The organism is Maribacter chungangensis, assembly GCF_042676845.1.
Classification (GTDB): Bacteria; Bacteroidota; Bacteroidia; order Flavobacteriales; family Flavobacteriaceae; genus Maribacter; species Maribacter chungangensis.
On record NZ_JBHTHY010000003.1, the window covers coordinates 937,357 to 957,460 of the forward strand.

Annotated in this window: 11 protein-coding genes and 2 tRNA genes; 3 read left to right on the forward strand and 10 right to left on the reverse strand. The window is 41.3% G+C overall.

What is annotated here, in order from left to right; genetic code table 11:
* Window positions 1-8: 8 nt before the first annotated feature.
* Window positions 9-3,530, reverse strand: coding sequence for a sulfatase-like hydrolase/transferase (locus ACFQZJ_RS03860; RefSeq protein ID WP_379932445.1), 3,522 nt, complete (start codon window positions 3,528-3,530; stop codon window positions 9-11).
* A 280-nt stretch (window positions 3,531-3,810) separates the two neighbouring features.
* Between ACFQZJ_RS03860 and ACFQZJ_RS03865 the strand changes: the two genes are divergently transcribed.
* Window positions 3,811-5,559 carry a sulfatase family protein gene (locus ACFQZJ_RS03865; RefSeq protein WP_379932447.1) on the forward strand — a complete coding sequence of 583 codons (1,749 nt, stop codon included), beginning with the start codon at window positions 3,811-3,813 and terminating at the stop codon, window positions 5,557-5,559.
* 1 nt (window position 5,560) lies between these two features.
* Here ACFQZJ_RS03865 and ACFQZJ_RS03870 read toward each other — a convergent pair whose 3' ends face one another.
* The 6 genes from ACFQZJ_RS03870 to ACFQZJ_RS03895 all read right to left on the reverse strand — a co-directional run bounded on the left by ACFQZJ_RS03870 (window position 5,561) and on the right by ACFQZJ_RS03895 (window position 15,082).
* Window positions 5,561-6,076: a hypothetical protein gene (locus ACFQZJ_RS03870; RefSeq protein WP_379932448.1), complete on the reverse strand. Its 516-nt coding sequence runs from the start codon at window positions 6,074-6,076 to the stop codon at window positions 5,561-5,563.
* Between the two features lie 43 nt (window positions 6,077-6,119).
* Complete coding sequence (locus tag ACFQZJ_RS03875) at window positions 6,120-6,977, reverse strand: glycoside hydrolase family 5 protein (RefSeq protein ID WP_379932450.1); 858 nt, start codon at window positions 6,975-6,977, stop codon at window positions 6,120-6,122.
* A gap of 151 nt (window positions 6,978-7,128) precedes the next feature.
* A complete protein-coding gene (locus ACFQZJ_RS03880; protein ID WP_379932452.1) occupies window positions 7,129-8,697 on the reverse strand; it encodes a RagB/SusD family nutrient uptake outer membrane protein in 1,569 nt (522 codons plus the stop codon).
* Between the two features lie 12 nt (window positions 8,698-8,709).
* Window positions 8,710-11,757, reverse strand: coding sequence for a SusC/RagA family TonB-linked outer membrane protein (locus tag ACFQZJ_RS03885; RefSeq protein ID WP_379932454.1), 3,048 nt, complete (start codon window positions 11,755-11,757; stop codon window positions 8,710-8,712).
* 437 nt (window positions 11,758-12,194) lie between these two features.
* Window positions 12,195-13,682 carry a sulfatase gene (locus ACFQZJ_RS03890; protein WP_379932456.1) on the reverse strand — a complete coding sequence of 496 codons (1,488 nt, stop codon included), beginning with the start codon at window positions 13,680-13,682 and terminating at the stop codon, window positions 12,195-12,197.
* Between the two features lie 5 nt (window positions 13,683-13,687).
* Window positions 13,688-15,082 (reverse strand): sulfatase-like hydrolase/transferase, encoded by a 1,395-nt coding sequence (locus ACFQZJ_RS03895; RefSeq protein ID WP_379932458.1) that lies wholly within the window; start codon window positions 15,080-15,082, stop codon window positions 13,688-13,690.
* 232 nt (window positions 15,083-15,314) lie between these two features.
* On the opposite strand from ACFQZJ_RS03895, the gene ACFQZJ_RS03900 reads away from it, so the two are divergent.
* Window positions 15,315-16,697 carry a DUF1800 domain-containing protein gene (locus ACFQZJ_RS03900; RefSeq protein WP_379932460.1) on the forward strand — a complete coding sequence of 461 codons (1,383 nt, stop codon included), beginning with the start codon at window positions 15,315-15,317 and terminating at the stop codon, window positions 16,695-16,697.
* 10 nt (window positions 16,698-16,707) lie between these two features.
* Window positions 16,708-17,898: a DUF1501 domain-containing protein gene (locus ACFQZJ_RS03905; protein ID WP_379932462.1), complete on the forward strand. Its 1,191-nt coding sequence runs from the start codon at window positions 16,708-16,710 to the stop codon at window positions 17,896-17,898.
* Between the two features lie 285 nt (window positions 17,899-18,183).
* On the opposite strand, the gene ACFQZJ_RS03910 is transcribed toward ACFQZJ_RS03905, so the two are convergent.
* The 3 genes from ACFQZJ_RS03910 to ACFQZJ_RS03920 all read right to left on the reverse strand — a co-directional run bounded on the left by ACFQZJ_RS03910 (window position 18,184) and on the right by ACFQZJ_RS03920 (window position 19,968).
* The gene (locus ACFQZJ_RS03910; RefSeq protein WP_379932464.1) at window positions 18,184-19,365 is read right to left on the reverse strand and encodes a cytochrome c peroxidase; all 1,182 of its coding nucleotides are present in this window, start codon (window positions 19,363-19,365) and stop codon (window positions 18,184-18,186) included.
* 367 nt (window positions 19,366-19,732) lie between these two features.
* Window positions 19,733-19,816, reverse strand: a tRNA-Leu gene (locus ACFQZJ_RS03915).
* A gap of 80 nt (window positions 19,817-19,896) precedes the next feature.
* Window positions 19,897-19,968, reverse strand: a tRNA-Gly gene (locus ACFQZJ_RS03920).
* Window positions 19,969-20,104 lie beyond the last annotated feature (136 nt).

Consider the following 20,104-nt stretch of genomic DNA (forward strand, 5'->3'; position numbering starts at 1 on the left):
GTTAGTGTCTAAAAGGAATTAATTTTCAGCTGAATGGTGTGTTTTCCGGGAGAGAGTCTAATGTACTCAAAAGCGGAGGGAACTTTGTTACCGTTATGGATGAAGTCTTTTCCATCCAAATCGTTCAAGGAAAATTCTGCCACCATATTCCCCGGTATCTCAATTTCATAGGTCTGAAGTCTAGGTCCGTTATAGGTGTAGCTTCCTTTGATGGTACCTCTTACCGTAGGCACTTCAATACTACTAGATTTTAGTTTACTCATTTGCGGCTTGATGGTAGCGATTCCAAATCCGGGTGTTTTAGGTTTTATGCCCCATAATCCTCTTGGGATAACATTGGCGGGCACAGCGCCCCATGCATGGTTCCAGTCCAGATTGTTCTTGTATTTTAAATCCCAGGCCTCTAGGGTAATGGTAGAGCCGATACGGATCATATTGTACCAACTGCGATCACTGGTGTCTACTAAAAGATCCAAGGCATAATCTTCTTCCCCGGCATTGTACAGGCCGTCCATTAGAAATTGAGAACCGTATACACTGCAGGCCATTCCCCTGGATTTTACAAATTCTACAACGGATTCATAATGCTCCTCGGGAACCAGACCAAAAGCCAATGGCATCATATTAGCGTGTAAAGAGGCATGGTCTGTGCCTATACCGTCTACATAGATACCACGTTCGGCATCGAACATTTGTTCGTTTACCGCTTTTTTGGCTTTCGCGGCCCGCAGTTCAAAATCTAATACATCTTGAGTTTTGCCCAGTATTTCTGCAAATTGAGCCATAATCTTCATATTTTCATAAAAGAAAGAATTGATTACGGTGCTGTAAGGTTTAAAGACAAAACCATCTCGTTCACCAGGGGTTGTGCTGCGGTTGAAATTGGCCGGCGGCCAATCTACAATATCAGTCAACGGTTTTTTATATCCGTCAGCAAAACCTAGTTTACGCATAAATTCTGCATCTACCTTTGTTGAGGTTATTAAGCCATCTTCGTTGGATAGTTCAAAAAGTGTCTTGTGTTTTAACGGCTCGTAGTAGCGTTCAATAAGTTCCGTATTGCCCGTATACATATAATCTGCATGTATAAGTAAGGCAACGTGCTGCTGCCATTCTGTAGGCCAAGTCGGGTTTTTCATAAAGTACTCTATCGTGCGCCTTGCCATGGCAAATTCCCTATCGGTGGTATAGTGGCTTAACTGGTTTAGGTAGGCATCTGCTTCATACGGAATACGTTCCCTGTCCCCGTCTACATACAAACCGTTGAATGTAGTTGCTTTAATGGAATATTTACACAAATCCCAAACTTGGTTCAGAATGTCGTTATTACTTTCAAAATCACTCGCCTCTTCATCCCAGTAAGTATGAAAGGCCAGTTGTTCAAAATCTTCAGCTGAAATAGGTTCCTGTGCTCCCTCTACTTCGGCATATCTAAAAGGCACCAATGGTGGAAATCCGTCCGGTAAGGGAACTGCCTTATTGGCTCTGGTGTTGCGTTCGTTTTCTTGGACTTTAATTTGGTATTTGGTATGCCCCGGTTTTACGTCCACTTTAATTTCTTGATATCTGATATGGCTTTTTTCTGGCGGAGTTCTATTTACATTACCCTTGTCATCCACCATTTCACCAACCCTTATGGTTAATGTATGCGGCGTTTTTGCCCTGTAGTTGAAATCCATAGTAGCAAAGGCGGCTTTTCCAAAATCGATAAAATAGAAATCGCCTCTTTTTTCAAGGGCAACAGGTTTTACTTTTGTAATTACATATTTATTTTCTGTGGATACGATGTAGCTATCACTTTTGCCTGTTGTAAATTGTTGGGTTTCCGAATAGTCCACCAAGCGGTTGTCCTCGTCCCAGATACGGACTTTCCAGTAGTAGGTTTTTCCAACTTCCAGTGGTGTTCCGGTATATTCCACATTGGTAGACGCGTTTGAGCCCACACGTTGACTGTCCCAAATATCGCCGTTATTGGTATCGATACTGGCTTTACTGGAGGCTAGTAAAATTTGATATCCCGATTGAAACTTAGACCCCAAGGGAACCGTCCATCCAAACTCTGGCTGTAGGTCGTAGATTTCCACCTCGGTTTCCGGCGAGCGGATCAATTCTACGGTAAGGTCTGTTGGAGCAGCTCTGTAGGCATCGCTATTTATGGCAATCAACTTATCCGTAGTGGTTCTAAAAGATTCCATTTTGTTTGCGTATGCAGGGTCTTTAGCAAGATTGTTGATTTCCTGCGGGTCTTTGCTTAAATCATAAAGTTCCTCAATGGTCTTGTCGTTTACGTAGCGGAAGTATTTCCAGTCTTTGGTACGCACACCTTCACTTGGCGGAATCTTTTCAAAATCCCAGATATGCTCTATCAAAACGGTATCCCTCTCAAAGTTTTTTGTTTTGTTACTGGCTATGGGCATTAAACTTTTTCCTTGCCACGTTTTAGGGGCGGCAATATTCGCTAGGTCCAGAATTGTTGATGGTACATCAATATTTAAAGCGAGTACATCGCTATCCTTTTGTTTCTTTTGTCTTGGGTCAAAAACGATTAGTGGTACGCGTACGGAATTGTCGTATAATAACCATTTACCTGCCAGTTGGCGTTCTCCCAGAAAGTAACCGTTATCTCCCATAAGGATGATGACGGTGTTATCCGCTAATCCTTTTTTCTCTAGTTCTGCCCTAATTTTTGCAATTTCACGGTCGATCCCTGAAAGCATTCTGTAGTATCCTTTTACGCTATGCTGATATTTTTCGGGCGTGTCATAGCGCCATGTCCAGCGTAAGCGGTTAAAGCCATCGCGTACAATTTTCGGTTGCATCTCAAAATATTTGTCCTCTCCTAGGGCGGGCCCGGGCATGCTCATGTTCTGTAATAATGCGTCCGACTCTTGCTGCCAGAAATATTGGTCCTCTGCAGGGTCATGCGCGTGCGGGGCGCTAAAACTAAGCGAGAGACAAAAGGGTTCGTTACCATCGGCCTTCGCTATAAAATCCAGTGCTTTTTGACCCGTATAGCGGGTAAGGTGTACGGTGTCCTTACCCAAGGTTTTATAATAATATCCACGTCTGTCCTTGTATCCGTTATTACGGTCATAAGATTCGTATTCATCAAACTGTTTGTCCAAATCATTATAACGAACCCCGTATTTACCAAAGAATCCGGTTTTATAACCATTTTCTTTTAAGATCCTGGGATAAGAATCCGCCATATAGGATTCCCGGATATTCCCCGTTTGAAAGTTGAAATTATGGGTCCGTTCGTAAAGCCCCGTTAATATGCTGGCCCTACTCGCCGCACAGATGGGTGTGGTGACCATGGCATTTTTAAAATAGGTGCCCTCTTTGGCCAGTTTGTCCATTTCTGGAGTGGTAATCAGTTTGTTGCCGGCATAACCTATGGCATCAAAACGCTGATCATCGGTAAGTATAAAAATGATATTGGGTTTTTTGGATTCTTTTGTTGTTTTCTGTGCCCGTGTTACCAAAGTAGCGCAACAGAGGAAAAGCATGGCTAAAAGTCTCATTTTCATCAAAATAACTATTTTAAAGTGGATTGCATCGACCCGTCTTTTCAGGACAATGTCAATACTTGTTCTCGTGTAATCAAACATAGGTTTAGAGGGGATATTATCCATCCTGTTCTGTCCTGAGCCTTAACATACGAATAACAGGTCAGAATATATATATATAGTCACTAGTGCAAAAGTCGGATTATTTATTTTATGCCTTGGCCCATACTACCGTATGGTTTTTAGTGCGGATACCAGTATTATTGTAAAAAAACAAGACTTTTCCAATACCTCTGCAGTTATGAATTTTTTAAATTATAAGTTGTTACATCCAGTTTTTTCATTTGTTTTTCTACTGTTTATAGGAGGCTGCAAGAATAAGGTGCCTGATAAAGAACATACTACGGATGTTCTAGAAAGTTCCCTCCCGGAACGGCCCAATATTCTGTGGTTGGTTACCGAGGATATGGGAGCGTACTTGCCTTCATTTGGTGATTCTACCATCGTTACGCCCAATTTAAGTCGTTTGGCAGCGGAAGGTGTGGTGTATCCCAACCTCTATTCTACTTCTGGCGTTTGCGCTCCTAGTAGGGCGGCCATAGCCACGGGAATGTATCCGTCCGGTATAGGCGCCAACCACATGCGGACTACCTCCTATACCGAGGTGACCGGACTGCCCAAGTATGGCGCAGTACCACCACCGGAAGTGCGAATGATCAGTGAACTGTTACGAACAGATGGATACTATTGTACCAATAATTACAAAACGGATTATCAGTTTAAAGCCCCCATGACGGCCTGGGACAAGAGTAGTCCGTATGCGCACTGGCGTAATAGGGGAGAGGGTCAACCTTTTTTCTCGGTGATGAATTTTACGGAAACCCACGAGTCGGGATTGTTCGAGCCTTATGGTCATCGATATATTGAGCAACGGCACCATCAATCCGGAAATCGCGATTTTACATGGAAAGAAGGTCGATTACCTGAAGAAGACACGCCCACACATTTATCCAAGGATAGCAAGTTTACCATTCCTCCTTATTTGCCCGATACCGAGGTCGTTCGCAGGGATATGTGGAAGTTGTACAACAATATAGCCGAAATGGATGCCCAGATAGGAGCGGTGTTAAAGCAATTGGAAGAAGATGGACTATTGGAAAACACCATCATTTTCTTTTACGGAGACCATGGCGGACCTTTACCAAGACAGAAACGGCTGATTTATGATTCTGGATTAAATACGCCCATGATCGTAAGATTTCCACATAAAATTAACGCAGGAACAAAAGATGAGAAACTGCTTAGTTTTATTGATTTTGCACCTACATTATTATCCCTTACAGGAACCAATCCGCCGGCACATATCCAAGGACAAGCTTTTCTAGGTAAGTATAAAGCCACTGATGAACGAAAATATATTCATGCCGCTGCCGACCGCTTTGACGGGTATACCGATGCTATACGTGCCGTTCGTGATGAGCGTTTTAAGTACATTCGAAATTACAGGCCGGAGCAGGGCTATTATTTGCCTATTGATTACCGGGAAAAAATACCTACCATGCAGGAGTTATTGCGTTTGCGCGATGCTGGCGAACTGGATAGTGTTCAAATGCAGTGGTTTCGAAAGACCAAGGATCCAGAGGAATTATTCGATTGTCTGAACGACCCGCACGAGTTGCATAGTTTGGCCAATGATCCACAATATGCCACGAAGCTTAAGGAACTTCAAAATGAAATGGATCGTTGGATTACCGAAATAGGAGACCAACCCAATTTACCTGAAAAGGAACTGCTAAGTCAATTATGGAAAGGCGCGGAAAAACAACCGATTACGGCAACTCCAAATATTAATAAACAAGGTACTTCTGTCTCTCTAGCTTGCGCAACAGTAGGTGCCTCCATAGGGTATAAGATTATCTTGGCAGATGAAAAAACACCAATGGCGTGGTCGGTGTATCATGAACCATTTCAGTTACCAGAAGGAGCTAAGGTAATCGCGAAAGCTCACCGAATAGGATTTGTGCCCAGTAGCTTGGTAGAACATCAGTAATTCAGTCAGGATTGTTTTCTGAGATGTCGAAATCACGAATTCCCGGCACAACTTGAATATGTAGATCCGTTCTGTTCTCTGGCCATTTTAAAATGGTTAGCCTCTGTGTGTACTCATCCCAGATAAAATCTTTTGGATTTACATTTTTTGGAAGTTTATAAATTTCTAGGCCTACATTTTTAAGCGGGTTACGGTACATGACCACATCATCATCAATAAGAATAGAAAACCCGTCCGGATAATGCCTATTGGCACCTATGAAAATGGTAGACGCTCCTTTTGTGTTGTCTGGACGAATCTTCAAATCCAAACTCCTTGTAGCGTGGTTGAACAGAAAGCTGTGAATATCCCCGGCAATGGTCTGAGGATACGGTCTGGCAATAATGTCGGTGATGTATTTTCGTTCAACGGTGCCCGCCGCTTTTTCATCACTAAATATTGCCCATGTAGAAGGTCCGCCTGGTAGAAAGTCCTGCATTGTCCTATTCCCTAAGAACCAAGCTTTAATACTTCCCACACCCATTTTATCAAAGACTTCTGCGGTTCTGATATAAAGTTCTCTATACCTTAACTGTCCTAGGTCGCCCGAGATTAGGGTATCTGTTGATGCAAATGTGGGGAACCCCCCATTCTCCTATAAAAATTGGTGCTTGTAACAGTTCGGATTCCTTGTCAAAACGATCCATCACTGGTTTGATGAAATCGATTTTATCTTGATAGATATGGGGCGCAAAAATGATGTTCTTTCTATTTACAGGTGAGGTAATCTCTGCATATTGATTGTTGTCTATTCCTTCTCCCTTATTCATAAAAATGGATTGAAGAAGAATCTTTTTATCTGGATTTATTTTATGGCTTTCGTCTATGATTTTCTGGTACAAGGGAATCAGATAATTGGTGGTAAGGTCGGTATACGAAATATCCATGGTCAGTTTCCGTGGTTCGTTAACTATATCATAGCCCAATACGGAACTTTCGTCTGAAAATCGGTTCCATATCACTTTCCAGGCATCGATATAAGTGTTGTACTCGTTCTTCTTGTTCTGCCAAAAGGGTTCCCATTCAAAACTATCCACACCGTAAACGGTCATTTTAAAAACGGTTTTCATGCCGGCGTTTTTACCGTGTGCCACGAGGGTGTCCAACTTCATAAGATAGCGTTCCTCCACGCTACCCCCGGGAAAGTTGCTTAGCTTTCCCAATTCTAATCTGATTACTTGGGAATTGGCACCCAGCCTAACCATACGTGCATAATCGTCCGAGTTAAAGAATACCTCTCCCTTGTGGTCATTGGTGTTTACTACAAACCCTCTGGACACTACATGGCGTCCTTGTGCATCCCTAAGGCCATGTTTAATTTGTGACCGTCCTGATATTGAGATCAGTAAGACTATACAAAGTATTAGGTTGATTTTCATAATTTCTTGTTGTGACGCTTTTTAGGTAAAAGTGTTGTAATGGTAACCCTATAAAAAGTATTGCATTCTGGAAAAGCATAAAATAAAAAAATGAGGTAAACATAGCGCTTACCCCATTTTTAAAACTAACTCAAACAACTGTTTTTATCTTTTAACGATAGCCGTTATTGGTTGGGTCTGATTCCAATAAAGCTGGGTTTTGTTCCAATTCTTGTAATGGAATTGGTAACAAAACGTGCCATGGACGAATATTGACGTTTGGTTCCCAGAAGCGATATTCCAAATTTTGAACTACATCCAATAGAATTCCCCAACGAATCAAATCATATCTCCTGTGCGCCTCGGCTGCCAGTTCCCATTTGCGTTCATCATAAATGGCCTCTCTGAACCCTTGTTGGTCTAAACCGGTTAAATCCCATTCTGCTTGTGTAGCATAAGCACGTTGTCTTATTGGGTTTAGGTATTGAAAAGCACCTCCTGGTCCGTTTAGTTCATTTTCGCACTCAGCCGCCATCAAATAGACGTCAGCCAATCGAAATACCATACGATTGTCTTCATGGTTAAAACGTGGTGATGTGGCGAGGTCTAAATTCCAGAATTTTGCCATATAGGGAAAATTAAGCTCGAACCCTAGGTAGTTATCCACTATGTTAAGTGGTCTTCTTAAATCGTTCAATGGAAATTTCTCTGCAAAGTCTTTTGCGGCTACCTGTAAACCTGTACCATTAAAAGCTTCGCCTCTTGCTGCTAGTGCATCACCTAGAGCACTTCTTTCATCAGAATTGGCAGGTTCATCTCGTAAACGAGGGTTGAACATACTGGGTCTCCAATTACTATTACCAGCAAATGACCTACCAGGAAAAGCGGGATCAAATTGACCAGTAATGTCTCTGGCAAAATCCAATGACCAAATGATTTCTGCATTATATTCGTTCATTGGATCGAATACCTCTTCGTAGGTGGGCAGTAAGGTATGGGGAGACTGGTTTATAATTTCAAGACTCTTGGTTAGACCAGCTTGCCAGTTTTGTTGTTTCATGTAAATTTTGGCCTCAATAATAGCAGCTGCCCATTTGGTAGCGCGTCCCCTTTGGTCGTTCGGATATGAAGATGGTAAAATCGATTGTGCAGATTGCAGATCAGCTATTACACCATCTAAGATTATGGCTTCATCCGTTCTGCCCAAAACCCTTACCTCATCAAGAGTCAAGGCCTCTGTATAATAAGGGGCATTACCCCAAAGATTGGTAATATGCCAATAGGCCAATGCGCGTAAAAACCTGGATTCTGCGATAACCTCTGTACGCACATCTTCAGTTATAGATTCATTATCCGTTACCCTATCAATTATGAAATTTGAGTTGAAGACTACCCTGTAGAGGTCTTTCCATGTATCGGATACACTCATTTTTTGAACGGACACATCGGCCAACGCCTCATCCAATGTGTAATTACCAATAGGCTGTACAAAATTAGCAGAACGGTTTGGTTCTATAATATCGGCACCATTGTCATAAAAATGGTCGAGGCCTACCTGACCGTAAATAGAGTTGTTCTTTAATATGGCGTATGTTCCTTGTATGGCCTGCCTAGCATCATTATCGGATGCAAAAAATGTTTCTGGAGCAACAATGGCTCTTGGATCTTCTTCCAAGAACTTCTCACAACCGATACATGAGAAAATCAGGAAGACGTATAAATATATGTTCTTTGTTTTCATATCTATTTTTTTTTAAAAAGTTACGTTTAGACCAAGGGTGATAATTCTTGGATTGGGGTATTGTGCACTTAAAAACCCTAGCGCTATATTGCCAAATTGATTATTACCTTCGTTAAAATTATTGGCCTCTGGTTCAATCAATCGAGTCTTGGAGAACAACAATAAGTTACTACCGTTTAAGTATATAGTAGCATTTTTGACTCCATCCAAGCCCATTTTATCGGTAGGGAAATTATAGGCCAAACGTACAGCTTTAAGACGTATGTGCGAACCATCCTCTACATATTCTGAATTAATAGGTGTGTTGGTCACAGAGTCGGAACCGGCCCTTGGAACGTTCGAAGTTGGATTTTCTGGAGTCCAACGATCGCGTAAATCGGCAAATTTCACTGTTTCGCCACGATTAAAGTAATGATTACGCATGCTTAGATTAAATACTTCATTACCCGTGGTACCTTGAAAGAAAAATGAAAAATCAAAATCCTTGTACGAAAATGAGTTTTCGAACCCGAAAATCAGGTCAGGAAACGGACTCCCTAAAACAACATTGTCTTCGGTCGAAATAATACCGTCGCCATTTAAATCCTCAAACCTTGATCCTCCGACAACTTGAGCGGTAAGCCCCGAAGCATCTATTTCTTCTTGACTTTTCCATGTTCCTAAATAATTTACTCCTGTGAAAACGGGTACCGATTCCCCCACGATTAATCGTGTATTACCAGAACCTATGATGGGATCTACGACTAGATCAATAAATTCTTGACCCCCAAGGTCTAATATTTCATTCTTATTTGCCGCCAATGTCAATGTAGTATTCCAGCTAAAATTGTCATTCGTTATATTGGTTGAATTCACCAATAATTCCCATCCTTTGTTTGCAAGTGCGCCAACATTTTGTAATTGACTTGTAAAACCGGTCTGTCTAGGTATAGTAACATCCAATAACAGGTCGTTGGTCTCTTTTTGGTAATAGTTGAATTCCGTAAAGATTCTACCACCGAACAGGGATGCTTCCAAAGCTATATCCAGTGATGAGGTAGTTTCCCATTGCAAATTTGGATTTGATGGTCTGCCCAATGTTCTTCCGGGCACTTCAGAACCATTTAGTGTAGTGTTCGCCTCCGCTAGAACACCTAATGTTCTGTAAGGTTCGATCGCTTGATTACCAGATTTACCCCAACTAGCTCTTAACTTCAAATCAGAGAACAAATTTTGATCTTGCATAAATGCCTCTTCGCTGATTTTCCAGGCTCCTGCAACGGAAGGGTAGAACTCATACTTGTTGCCCGGCGCGAAAACAGAACTACCATCTGTTCTTCCTACCAAGGTCAATAAGTACTTGTCTTTGTAATCATAGTTTATCCTTCCAAAAAACGAAGCGATTTGAAATCCGTTATAGTCACTTCTTACTACAGATCTAATTGGGTCTGAATTACCTAAATTATTAAAACCAGTGGCGTCACTGGTAATGCCTAATGCCTCTGCCTCCGTAATTTCAGTTTCTACTTTTTGAAAAGAAGCACCGCCAAGAACGGTTAAGCTATGATCTTCACCAATATCCGTTTTGTACTGTATGGTGTTTTCATTGTTCCAGCCTACAGCTGCTACGGTTCTAACACTTGCAGTTCCACCATCGGTTACGCCTACGGCAAGATTACCAGGTGTCTGGCTGGAATTAAATCTATTTCGTTTGATATTATTGAACTCTGGGCTGAAAGTAGAACGAATGGTCCAAGCCGGTGCTGGCTTATATTCCAGGTATACCGTACCCAATAAGTTATTGGTAAAGGTTTGATTGGTATTCAGCTCAAAATTTGCAAGTGGGTTGTTAAATGGCGAACCAACGACATCATTAAATCCATTAAAGGTGCCATCATCATTAAATGCAGGTTGGGTGCGCAATGTACCTAACAAATTGCCGGCAAAATTGGTAAGCCCATTGTTATTTTTAATTCTGGAATAATTGATGCGGAAACCTGCCTTCAATTTATCACTTAGATTTATATCTAAATTTGATCGAAAAATGAATTTTTCGATACCACTGCTCTTCACGATACCCTCTTGGTTAAAGTAGTTTATGGAGTTATAGTAGTTCACATTTTCTGACGCTCCTGAAATGGATACATCCGCATTATAAATTGGAGCGGGCCCTGTTGTTAAATCAACCCAGTCATTATTGGGGTAAGTAGATGGGTCATCCGGGAATGGTAACGCCACGCCTCTAAAGCCGGCATGTTCATTGGTAAAAGCGATTTGTTCCTCTCGTGTAAGTACATCAGGTAGTTCGGGCATCATTTGCATACTGGTGAATACATTAACACTCACTTCAGGTTTGCCGGTTCCCGTACCACGTCCACTTTTGGTCGTAACCAAGACCACACCATTTGCACCCCTAGAACCATATATGGCAATAGAAGAGGCATCCTTTAAAATTTCAAGGGACTGGATATCGCTTGGGTTGATATTGTTCAAGTTAAAATTGGTTCCCACCACAATACCATCAATAACGAAAAGAGGTTCGTTACTGCCGGTAATAGAGTTACCACCCCTTACTCGAATGGCCGTTCCTGCGCCAGGTGCACCACTTGATTGGGTTACCTGAACACCCGCGGCCCTACCTTGTAATACCTGGTCAACCCTTGAAGCAGGTATCTGTGTAATATCTTCGGAACTTACGGACGATACAGAACCGGTAAGATCTTTTTTGGTTGTGGTACCATAACCAATAACAACTACCTCATCTAACTTGTTATCGGATTCGAGGATAGCGTTGACGGTACTTTGGTTTCCTACCGCTATTTCTTTTGCAGAATAGCCAATATAGGAAAAGACTAACGTGCTTCCCGGAGCAACGGATATGGTATAGTTTCCGTCAAAATCAGTCGTAGTTCCTTGTGTAGTTCCTTTTACTACAATGCTGGCTCCCGGTAAGGGACCTTCATTGTCAGAAACATTCCCGGTAACGGTTTGTTGAGACCATGCTACCAGAGATCCAAGAGCGAAAAGCAATGTTAGCGCTCCGGTTTTTAGATTTTTAGATTTTAGTTTAGTTTTTTTCATAAGGTTATTGTTTCATATCAGTTGTCTATTTTTTTTTTCAACGGGGTTAAATTATTGTTAAGGTTGTCGAAAGTCATCCTGTACTGTACTGTACTGAATGGCATTTTTTGTTTTGGAACAGTTAAACAATCCTGTTTTTAATGGTTTCTTAAATAATTAAGATTTTAATTATTTTTTTGATTTTATATAGCCATGTTCGTTTTTTATTGGTTATTGAAGTAAGAATATGATAAATCGTATGCGTAAGGGATTGCGTAATTTGATTGGTATTAAACGTTATTTGCAATTCATTTCCGTTGTGTTGATTGTTGCATTGAAAAGGAATTACAAAACCTAGGGCTGTGGTGTTGTTTAAAGTAAAACCTTAATTTTTTTACACTGAAATCAAGGCTTCTAACAGGTATGAACCTATTGCTCTCTGTTCGCTTTGATTACCTCTACGGCGTCTTTTGGTTGGCCATCCGTTCTTTCTGCTCTACAAAGTAAGGCTGAAATGTATATTTGGAATGTTTGTCCCAAGTAGCGTTTTTTTGTGGAAGATGTGTTTTTAATAGATCAATTACACGAAGGTATTCTTTGTTAGCTGCAATGTTGTTAAACTCATGCGGGTCTTGATTATGGTCGTACAGTTCCTCTTTACCGTCTTCGTATCTTATGTATCTGTAACGATCGGACTTTATGGCGTGATTGTTCATTCCAAAAGTGGTTATCGCTACTGACGGTTTGTTTTCACCTCCCATCATGGTAGGGACTAAACTTATTCCCTCGTTACGTTCATAAGCTGGTAGACCGGATAATTCTAAGAGTGTAGGGTAAATGGAGAGTAGCTCGGCCGGCTGGTCTATGACTTTTCCTTGAGGTAGTTGCGGTGCGGCGAATATGAGCGGAACCTTCGTTGCTACGTTCCAAAGGGCATGTTTGGCAAAGGTGCTTTTTTCTCCCAACCTGTAACCATGGTCGGACCACAGGACTATTACGGTATTATCTGCATGCGCACTTTCTTCCAGAGCATCCAAAAGACGGCCAATTTCATAATCCACATAGCTAATACAGGCCAAATAGGCCTGGATAATTTTTGGCCATTCCCCACTTTCAATGGCCCAATCCGTTGAGGGCATCATGGGCAGGTCATTGATCATTTTGGCTACTGGAGGAACATCATCTAAATCGTCAGGTCGGTAAGGCATGGTTTTGATACTGTCCAAGGGGTAGAGGTCAAACCATTTTTGAGGTACATATAGCGGTACATGAACCCTTAGAAAACCAACGCCCATAAAAAAGGGTTTTTCCTGTTTTCGGTTTAACCGTTCTATGGCCCAATTAACGGATTGGTGGTCTGGCATTAGCGAATCTGCCTCCGGGAAAGCACCCCAGTCGGTACTGGTTCTGCCGTATTTTTTTCTGTCGGATGTGCCATACCCGTCCCAAACGAAACGTTTCTCTGGTAGTGGGCCAAATCCTTTAACGCGTCCACCCGATTCATCGAACATCCCTTCCGGGGAATGGATGTGGAATAATTTACCGATACCCATGGTGTGGTATCCATGTTGTTTGAAGTACTCTGGGAGCATAATGATGTCCTTGGTCTCCGTATTTTCGGAACGTATTTTGTCATCTGGCACCATGCCGTACATGCCCGTTGTGGATGGTCGTAATCCGGTCATCAAAGAAGCTCTTGATGGTCCGCATAATGGAGCTTGGCAATGTGCATCCGTAAAGGAAACCCCCATGGCGGCCAATTTATCTATGTTCGGTGTTTTTGCCGGGCCATCCAAATTGCCCAACATGGTATTGAGGTCGTCAACGGCAATGAAAAGGACATTGGGAGCCTGTTGTTTACTTAGTTCCTTTTTGGAATGTTCATCCTTACAGCCAACAACCAACAGTACATAAATTATAAGGTAGAAGTGGATTCTAAATTTCATTTTTGTCAATTGTCTTGAGGTCTTTCGACCCAGGAACTTTCTATTTTTTGTTTCAAATTTTCCACTATTTCGGGGTGTTCCAAAGAAATATCCTTTTGTTCGTAGGGATCTTCATAGATGTTGAACAGTTGCACTTTTTCATTAGGTTTGTTGGTTTCATTCGGCAGGATCAGTTTGTACGGATGGGTCATTGCCATTCTGTAATACAGGCTGCCCTCTATGGTATTAAAGTCATGGGCATATATTTCTCCAAAAAGGGCATCTCTTTCCATTAATGCATTTTTATTTAGAATATTAATGCCGTCTAATTCCTGGGGTAACTCCATGTTCAATAAACTTAACACAGTTGGCACCATGTCCAGGCTACTTGTAAGGGAAAGGGTGTCCAGATACGGGGTAATTTTTCCTTTCCATTTATACATAATAGGTGTTCTAAGACCATAATCATAAGGAGATCGCTTGGATATTTCATTGTAGGCGGAATTTGTTTCGTTTTGTACCCAGCCGTTATCACAGACATAAACGAACAAGGTATTTTCCGTTTCGCCTTTGTCCTCTATATAATCCATTAACTGGCCACAAGTGATATCGAACCATTCGCACATGGCCCAATATTTTGCAACATACTCGGTAGGTGCCTTAGGTAGGTATTTTTGTAAAAGGCTGTCTGGGGGATTATGGGGTGAATGAGGTAAAAATGGAGCGTACCACATAAAAAAGGGTTTTTCTTTTTCCATGGCCACGTCTATGTAACGATACAAGGTGTCCATACCTTCCCTACCGATTTCCAGACCGTAATCACCATGCCTGCCGCCGCGTTCCGGGTCGCCATGGGTCATACCATCGTCAAAACCTCCATTGGTGTGGTTTCCTAGCCACCATTTGCCCGTCTGGAACGAGAGATATCCTTTTTCCTTTAATAGCTTGGGAAGTGTCGTTTTCAGCTTGTTGAAATTGTCGATGACAGTAGCATAGTTTTTGGGTCTCCAAGAAGTTCGCCAGTGGTTTTTTCCGCCCTTATCCTTTACATCACCGGGTAAAACCCTATCATTGGCCAGTACACCGTGAGTTCTAGGATATACCCCTGTAATGATAGAGGCCAGGGAAGGAGCGCATAACGAAGTAGGAACGTATCCTCTGGTAAATGTCAAACTTTCGTTGGCCAGCTTGTCTAGATTAGGGGTCTCTATGTGTTCATGTCCCATAAAACCATAATCCGTCCACGCTTGATCATCCGATAAGATGAAGACAATGTTCGGCGGTTTTATCGTTTCTTGTGTTTTTGCTTGTTCTGGAGGTGTCTCTTTGCAGGAACCTATGAGAAGTAAGGCTATCGCTGACAGGATTGTGAAGCTATTATTTTTCATGGATATGAGTGAATTAGATATTGCGTTTTTCATGGATTATTGTCTTTTGAATTCTTCAGTAAAACCCTGATGCTATCAAATCCTAGATAATCCATTTAAAACACTAACGTAGGTAACAAGTATAGCAGGGTTTTTAAGGAAGAGCATCCTGTACTGTACTGTTGATGTCTTATAAGATATTTCAACAAATATTTTATGCCGGTTCTGGATTAAACCATTTATCCCTTATCTTGTCCTATAGTTATTACTTCATTTTCAAACCGTTATGAAAACAAGACAGCTACAGCATTTATACAGCAGAGTAGGTTTTGGTATGTTGCCCAGCGTTCTTGCTTCGCTTTCACATGTTGAAAAGAAAAGGGTGGTAGCGGACGTATTTAAACAATCCAAAGAAGTGATGCCCCTAGAAATGGATCTGTCCGATTTGGAACTCATAATTGCCGATAAGAATATGCGATCCATGGACAAGAAAATGCGGATGGAGCTACAGAAAGTCAGTCGTAAAAAGGTGGAAGATTATAATTATTTATGGATAGACAGGCTCGCAACATCGAACCAGGTACTACGGGAAAAAATGACCCTTTTTTGGGCCAATGTATTTGTTTGTAGGGATACCCATATTTTTCACGTTCAACGCTTTAATAATACCCTTAGAAATCATGCTTTGGGAAACTTCAGGGATTTTGTCAAAGCAATTGCCAAGGAGGCGGCCATGAGTAAGTACCTTAATAACCGTCAAAACGTAAAAGAAAAGCCCAACGAGAACTTTGCCCGGGAATTACTGGAGCTTTTTACTTTGGGAGTGGGTAATTATACCGAGAAAGATATCAAAGAGGCCGCCCGTGCTTTTACCGGATGGTCTTTTAAACCTAATGGGGATTTTTATTTGCGCAAGAAAAAACATGACTACGGTCTTAAAACCTTTTTGGGTAAAACGGGAAACTTTGGAGGCGATGATATTATCGATATTATTTTGGAGCAAAAGCAATGTGCTCGTTTCATCTGTACAAAAATATACACCTATTTTGTGCATCCGACGGTAAATGAAAACCGACTTACCGAACTGGCCGATATCTTTTATAAAGACTATGATATTACCGCTCTTATGCGTCATATATTCCTTTCCGATTGGTTTTATGATGAATCAAATGTTGGGGCCAAGATAAAATCTCCCATAGAGCTTTTAGTAGGTATGCTACACATCGTACCTTTGAATTTTGAGAAAAAAAAGCAGGTGCTTTACCTTCAAAAGGTAATGGGTCAAATTTTATTGAACCCTCCCAATGTGGCGGGTTGGCTGCAGGATAAGAGTTGGATAGATAGCAATACGCTTTTGTTTCGAATGAAACTTCCGTCGGTTTTGTTGAACGATGCCGTCATCAATATAGACCAGAAGGGCGCGTTTGAAGATTCGTTCGAGGCGTATTATGCGAAAACAAAAAAAGCGAACCGGCGTATTAAAGTAAGCAGGGACTGGAGTGTTTTCGATAGGGAATTTGCAGGACTTACGGACACCCAGTTAAGAGAGTTTTTAATTGTTAGTGCGATGGATAAGGACACGAAAAGGTTCATGAATACCCTATCCAAAGTAAATAAGAAAGAATACCTGGTGCAGTTGATGTCGTTACCGGAATATCAATTGTGTTAAAACCAACATTATGAAAAGAAGGGATTTTATTCAGCGGGGTAGTTTGGCCAGTGGGTTATTTATGGTGCCTAACTTTATCAAAGCTTTTGAGGGCAAGGTTCTTGGAAAAACCGGCTTTAGGAAGTTGGTGATCGTACAACTTTCCGGGGGTAATGACGGGCTTAATACCATAGTGCCCTATACGAACGATGTGTATTACAACAAGAGGTCTAAAATTGCCATTAGTCCGGCCGATGTTTTACGGGTAAACGATACCTTGGGATTTCATCCCGGTCTATTGCCCATGCAACGATTGTATGACAAAGGTTATCTCTCCATTATCAATAATGTGGGCTATCCAAATCCGAGCCGCTCTCATTTTAGATCAACCGATATATGGCATACCGCTAGTGACAGTGATGATTACTTAACATCTGGATGGGTGGGCCGGTTTATAGAGCAGAACGCTAAAAAACCCTTTTCCGCCATTGAAATAGACGATAGTTTATCGCTTATGCTCAAGGGAAAAGAGATGAACGGCATAGCGACCAGAAACCCAAAGCTGCTGCATAACAACATGAATACGCCTTACTTTAATAACCTTTTAAAACAACAAACGGATACCCATTTAAGCGAACACAATCTTGGTTATTTGTACAAAACGATGATCGAAACAAAATCATCAGCAAAATATATTTACGAAACTTCAAAAACTGCTACTACCAAAAAAGAGTATCCTCAAAACCCATTTGGTAAACAGTTGAAAACAACGGCATCGTTTATTAATTCCGGTTTGGAAACCAAGGTCTATTATGTTGCTATGGGCGGGTTTGATACTCATGCCAACCAGAATAACGCCCAAGCAAGATTGTTAGATGTTTACGCCAAGGCGATGGAGGTCTTTGTAAACGATCTAGATGATCAAGGAACACTAGAGGATACCTTAATATTGACTTTTTCCGAATTTGGCAGGCGGGTAGAACAGAATGCCGCCAACGGAACCGATCACGGCGCGGCAAACAATGTTTTCGTTGTCGGAAAAAATCTTAAAACGCCTGGGTTTTATAATGAGCCACCAAACCTAACAAATTTGGATACCAATAAGGATTTAAAATACACTGTTGACTTTCGTTCTGTTTACGCTACTATTCTAAGTAAGTGGTTGCAGGTAGACCATGAGGGTATTTTAGCCTACAAAGGTGAAATGCTTGCCTTTATTTGAGTTGTTCTTAAAGAAGTCATTTAAACTTTTTCCGTTAGCTAAAAAATTGCTCTTTTTCGCCGCGGGCTGCAGCTGGCTCCTCATTCAAAAGCCAAATTGTTGGCTTTTGTTTCGGCCCTGTCTTTTTTTCTTTCCATAGCTATGCTATGCAACTCAAAAAAGCCTTCAAATGGTCATAAAATTTCTAATTTTCGTTTGAACGCGAAAAGTTTAAACCACTTCAAAAAGAAAATTTATCGTTTTAATCCTAAAATTTTATATAAGGCATGTGCTATATAGAAATTTCTATTCTATATTCCCGCCAACGGGAAGTCCGCTAGGAACGGCTTCGGGAATTTCTTTGTCGAAACTGTCATCGTTTAAGGTATTTAAAAAAGAAATGATGAGCGACATTTCCTTTACACTAAGTTCAAGCTCACGAACAAACGGATCGTATCGCTCCGGTGCTACGTTTTTGTTTCTAACCTTTGCATTGGAGATGTCCTCATAAAACTCCAATACACGCCGTAACGTTTGTAAACTGCCGTTATGCATATAAGGCGCCGTAAACCTGAGGTTACGCAAGGTTGGGGTGCGGAAGGCGAAGGTGTCCACTACACCGGCATCGGGAATGGGCAGCTTGCTGTTTTCCGGCGTTCCCAGCACATGTAATTTATAATCGGAGAACATGGGACCGCTATGGCAATTGATGCAGCCTACTGTTTTAAATAGTTCCATTCCTTCCTTTTCGGAAGCGGTAATGGCATTCCGTTGCCCTCTCATGTATTGGTCAAAACGCGAATTATTACTAATGATAGTACGTTCGAACGCGGCGATAGCTTTTGCTAAATTCCCTACCGTTATCGCGTCATTTCCACCAAAGGCCTGCTCAAAGAGTTGTTGGTATTCCGGTATAGCGTTCAATCGGTCAATTACGCTCTGTAGTATTTCAATTTCTGGTATCCCATGCCCGCGCATTTCCTCAAATGCTTTAATGGGTTCCAAGGCCTGCTCTTCTAAACTTTTTGCTCTATCGTCCCAAAACATGGTCGCTGTTTCCGGTTCGTATCGGTTGTTCTCATCTATCCCGTTAAAAGCAGTGTTGATTATGGTTTGGGCATTTCGCTTTACAAAAGGGATGTCGTTGGGAACATTGAATTTACGTTTACTGCCCAAGCCTCTGGCATTTGGGCCTATGCTAAGGTCTAAAAATTCGGTATAGCCATTTTGTGGGTGATGGCAGGTAGCGCAGGCCACATCTTTATTTCCCGACAGAACGGGGTCAAAAAAAAGTAGTTTGCCTAAAGTCTCTTTTGCCTTGGAAGCAGGATTGTCCAGGGGTGCTTTTACAGTTTTAGGGAGTGCGGCTATTTTTTTTGTAATACTTGTTTTTACGGCAGCTTTTTTTTCTTCTTTTGGTTTTTCAGCACAATTGGTAAGGGCAAATACTAAAAAGATAAAGAGAAAAATAGACGTGGTTTTAAGCATAGCAATTTCAGCCTTTAACTATTAAAAATACGAATAATTAAGAATAGTTGAAAAAGTTGTGGTTGAGTCAGTTTACTTCAAACGTTTCTCCGATTCGCTATGTGTTACAATAAGCCTATGCTAGTATAACGCTTAACTTACGGAAAGGCCTAAAACTTATGGATTTATAAATGAACTATGGCTGCATATTCTGCCATTTAGAATAGGAATTCGTGATTAGCCAAGATTAGATATTTTGACTCGATTTAATGCAATACATCTGGTAAAGAAAGAGATAATCGATGAAGTATTTTGGAGACTATGTCATAAAAATCTTTTGGTTAGAAGTAAAAACCCTTGAAAATCAAACGATTAACAAGGGTCTTTGTACTCGAGATGGGACTTGAACCCATACGGACTAATGTCCATTGGATTTTAAGTCCAACGTGTCTACCAATTCCACCACTCGAGCCTGACTACCTATCGGTGAGTCTTCTATTACCTTGTAAAAAAGGTAAGGACAAAAAAAACGCTGACAAGCAGCGTTTTTAGAGCGAAAAAAGGGATTCGAACCCTCGACCTCCACCTTGGCAAGGTGATGCTCTACCCCTGAGCTACTTTCGCGTATGTAAGCTATTTAAATGAACATCATTCGTTATGAATGCGGGAGCAAATTTAATACATTTCTATAAATTCCAAAGTATTTTCTTCTAAAAATTGATGCTAAATCTTGTTTTATAAAAGAAGATATCAAAAATAA

Excerpts from the sequence above, each read along its gene's own strand:
- ACFQZJ_RS03860 (WP_379932445.1), bottom strand. The coding sequence starts at position 3,530 with ATGAAAATGAGACTTTTAGCCATGCTTTTCCTCTGTTGCGCTACTTTG.
- ACFQZJ_RS03865 (WP_379932447.1), top strand. The coding sequence starts at position 3,811 with ATGAATTTTTTAAATTATAAGTTGTTACATCCAGTTTTTTCATTTGTT.
- ACFQZJ_RS03875 (WP_379932450.1), bottom strand. The coding sequence starts at position 6,977 with ATGAAAATCAACCTAATACTTTGTATAGTCTTACTGATCTCAATATCA.
- ACFQZJ_RS03880 (WP_379932452.1), bottom strand. The coding sequence starts at position 8,697 with ATGAAAACAAAGAACATATATTTATACGTCTTCCTGATTTTCTCATGT.
- ACFQZJ_RS03885 (WP_379932454.1), bottom strand. The coding sequence starts at position 11,757 with ATGAAAAAAACTAAACTAAAATCTAAAAATCTAAAAACCGGAGCGCTA.
- ACFQZJ_RS03890 (WP_379932456.1), bottom strand. The coding sequence starts at position 13,682 with ATGAAATTTAGAATCCACTTCTACCTTATAATTTATGTACTGTTGGTT.
- ACFQZJ_RS03895 (WP_379932458.1), bottom strand. The coding sequence starts at position 15,082 with ATGAAAAACGCAATATCTAATTCACTCATATCCATGAAAAATAATAGC.
- ACFQZJ_RS03900 (WP_379932460.1), top strand. The coding sequence starts at position 15,315 with ATGAAAACAAGACAGCTACAGCATTTATACAGCAGAGTAGGTTTTGGT.
- ACFQZJ_RS03905 (WP_379932462.1), top strand. The coding sequence starts at position 16,708 with ATGAAAAGAAGGGATTTTATTCAGCGGGGTAGTTTGGCCAGTGGGTTA.
- ACFQZJ_RS03910 (WP_379932464.1), bottom strand. The coding sequence starts at position 19,365 with ATGCTTAAAACCACGTCTATTTTTCTCTTTATCTTTTTAGTATTTGCC.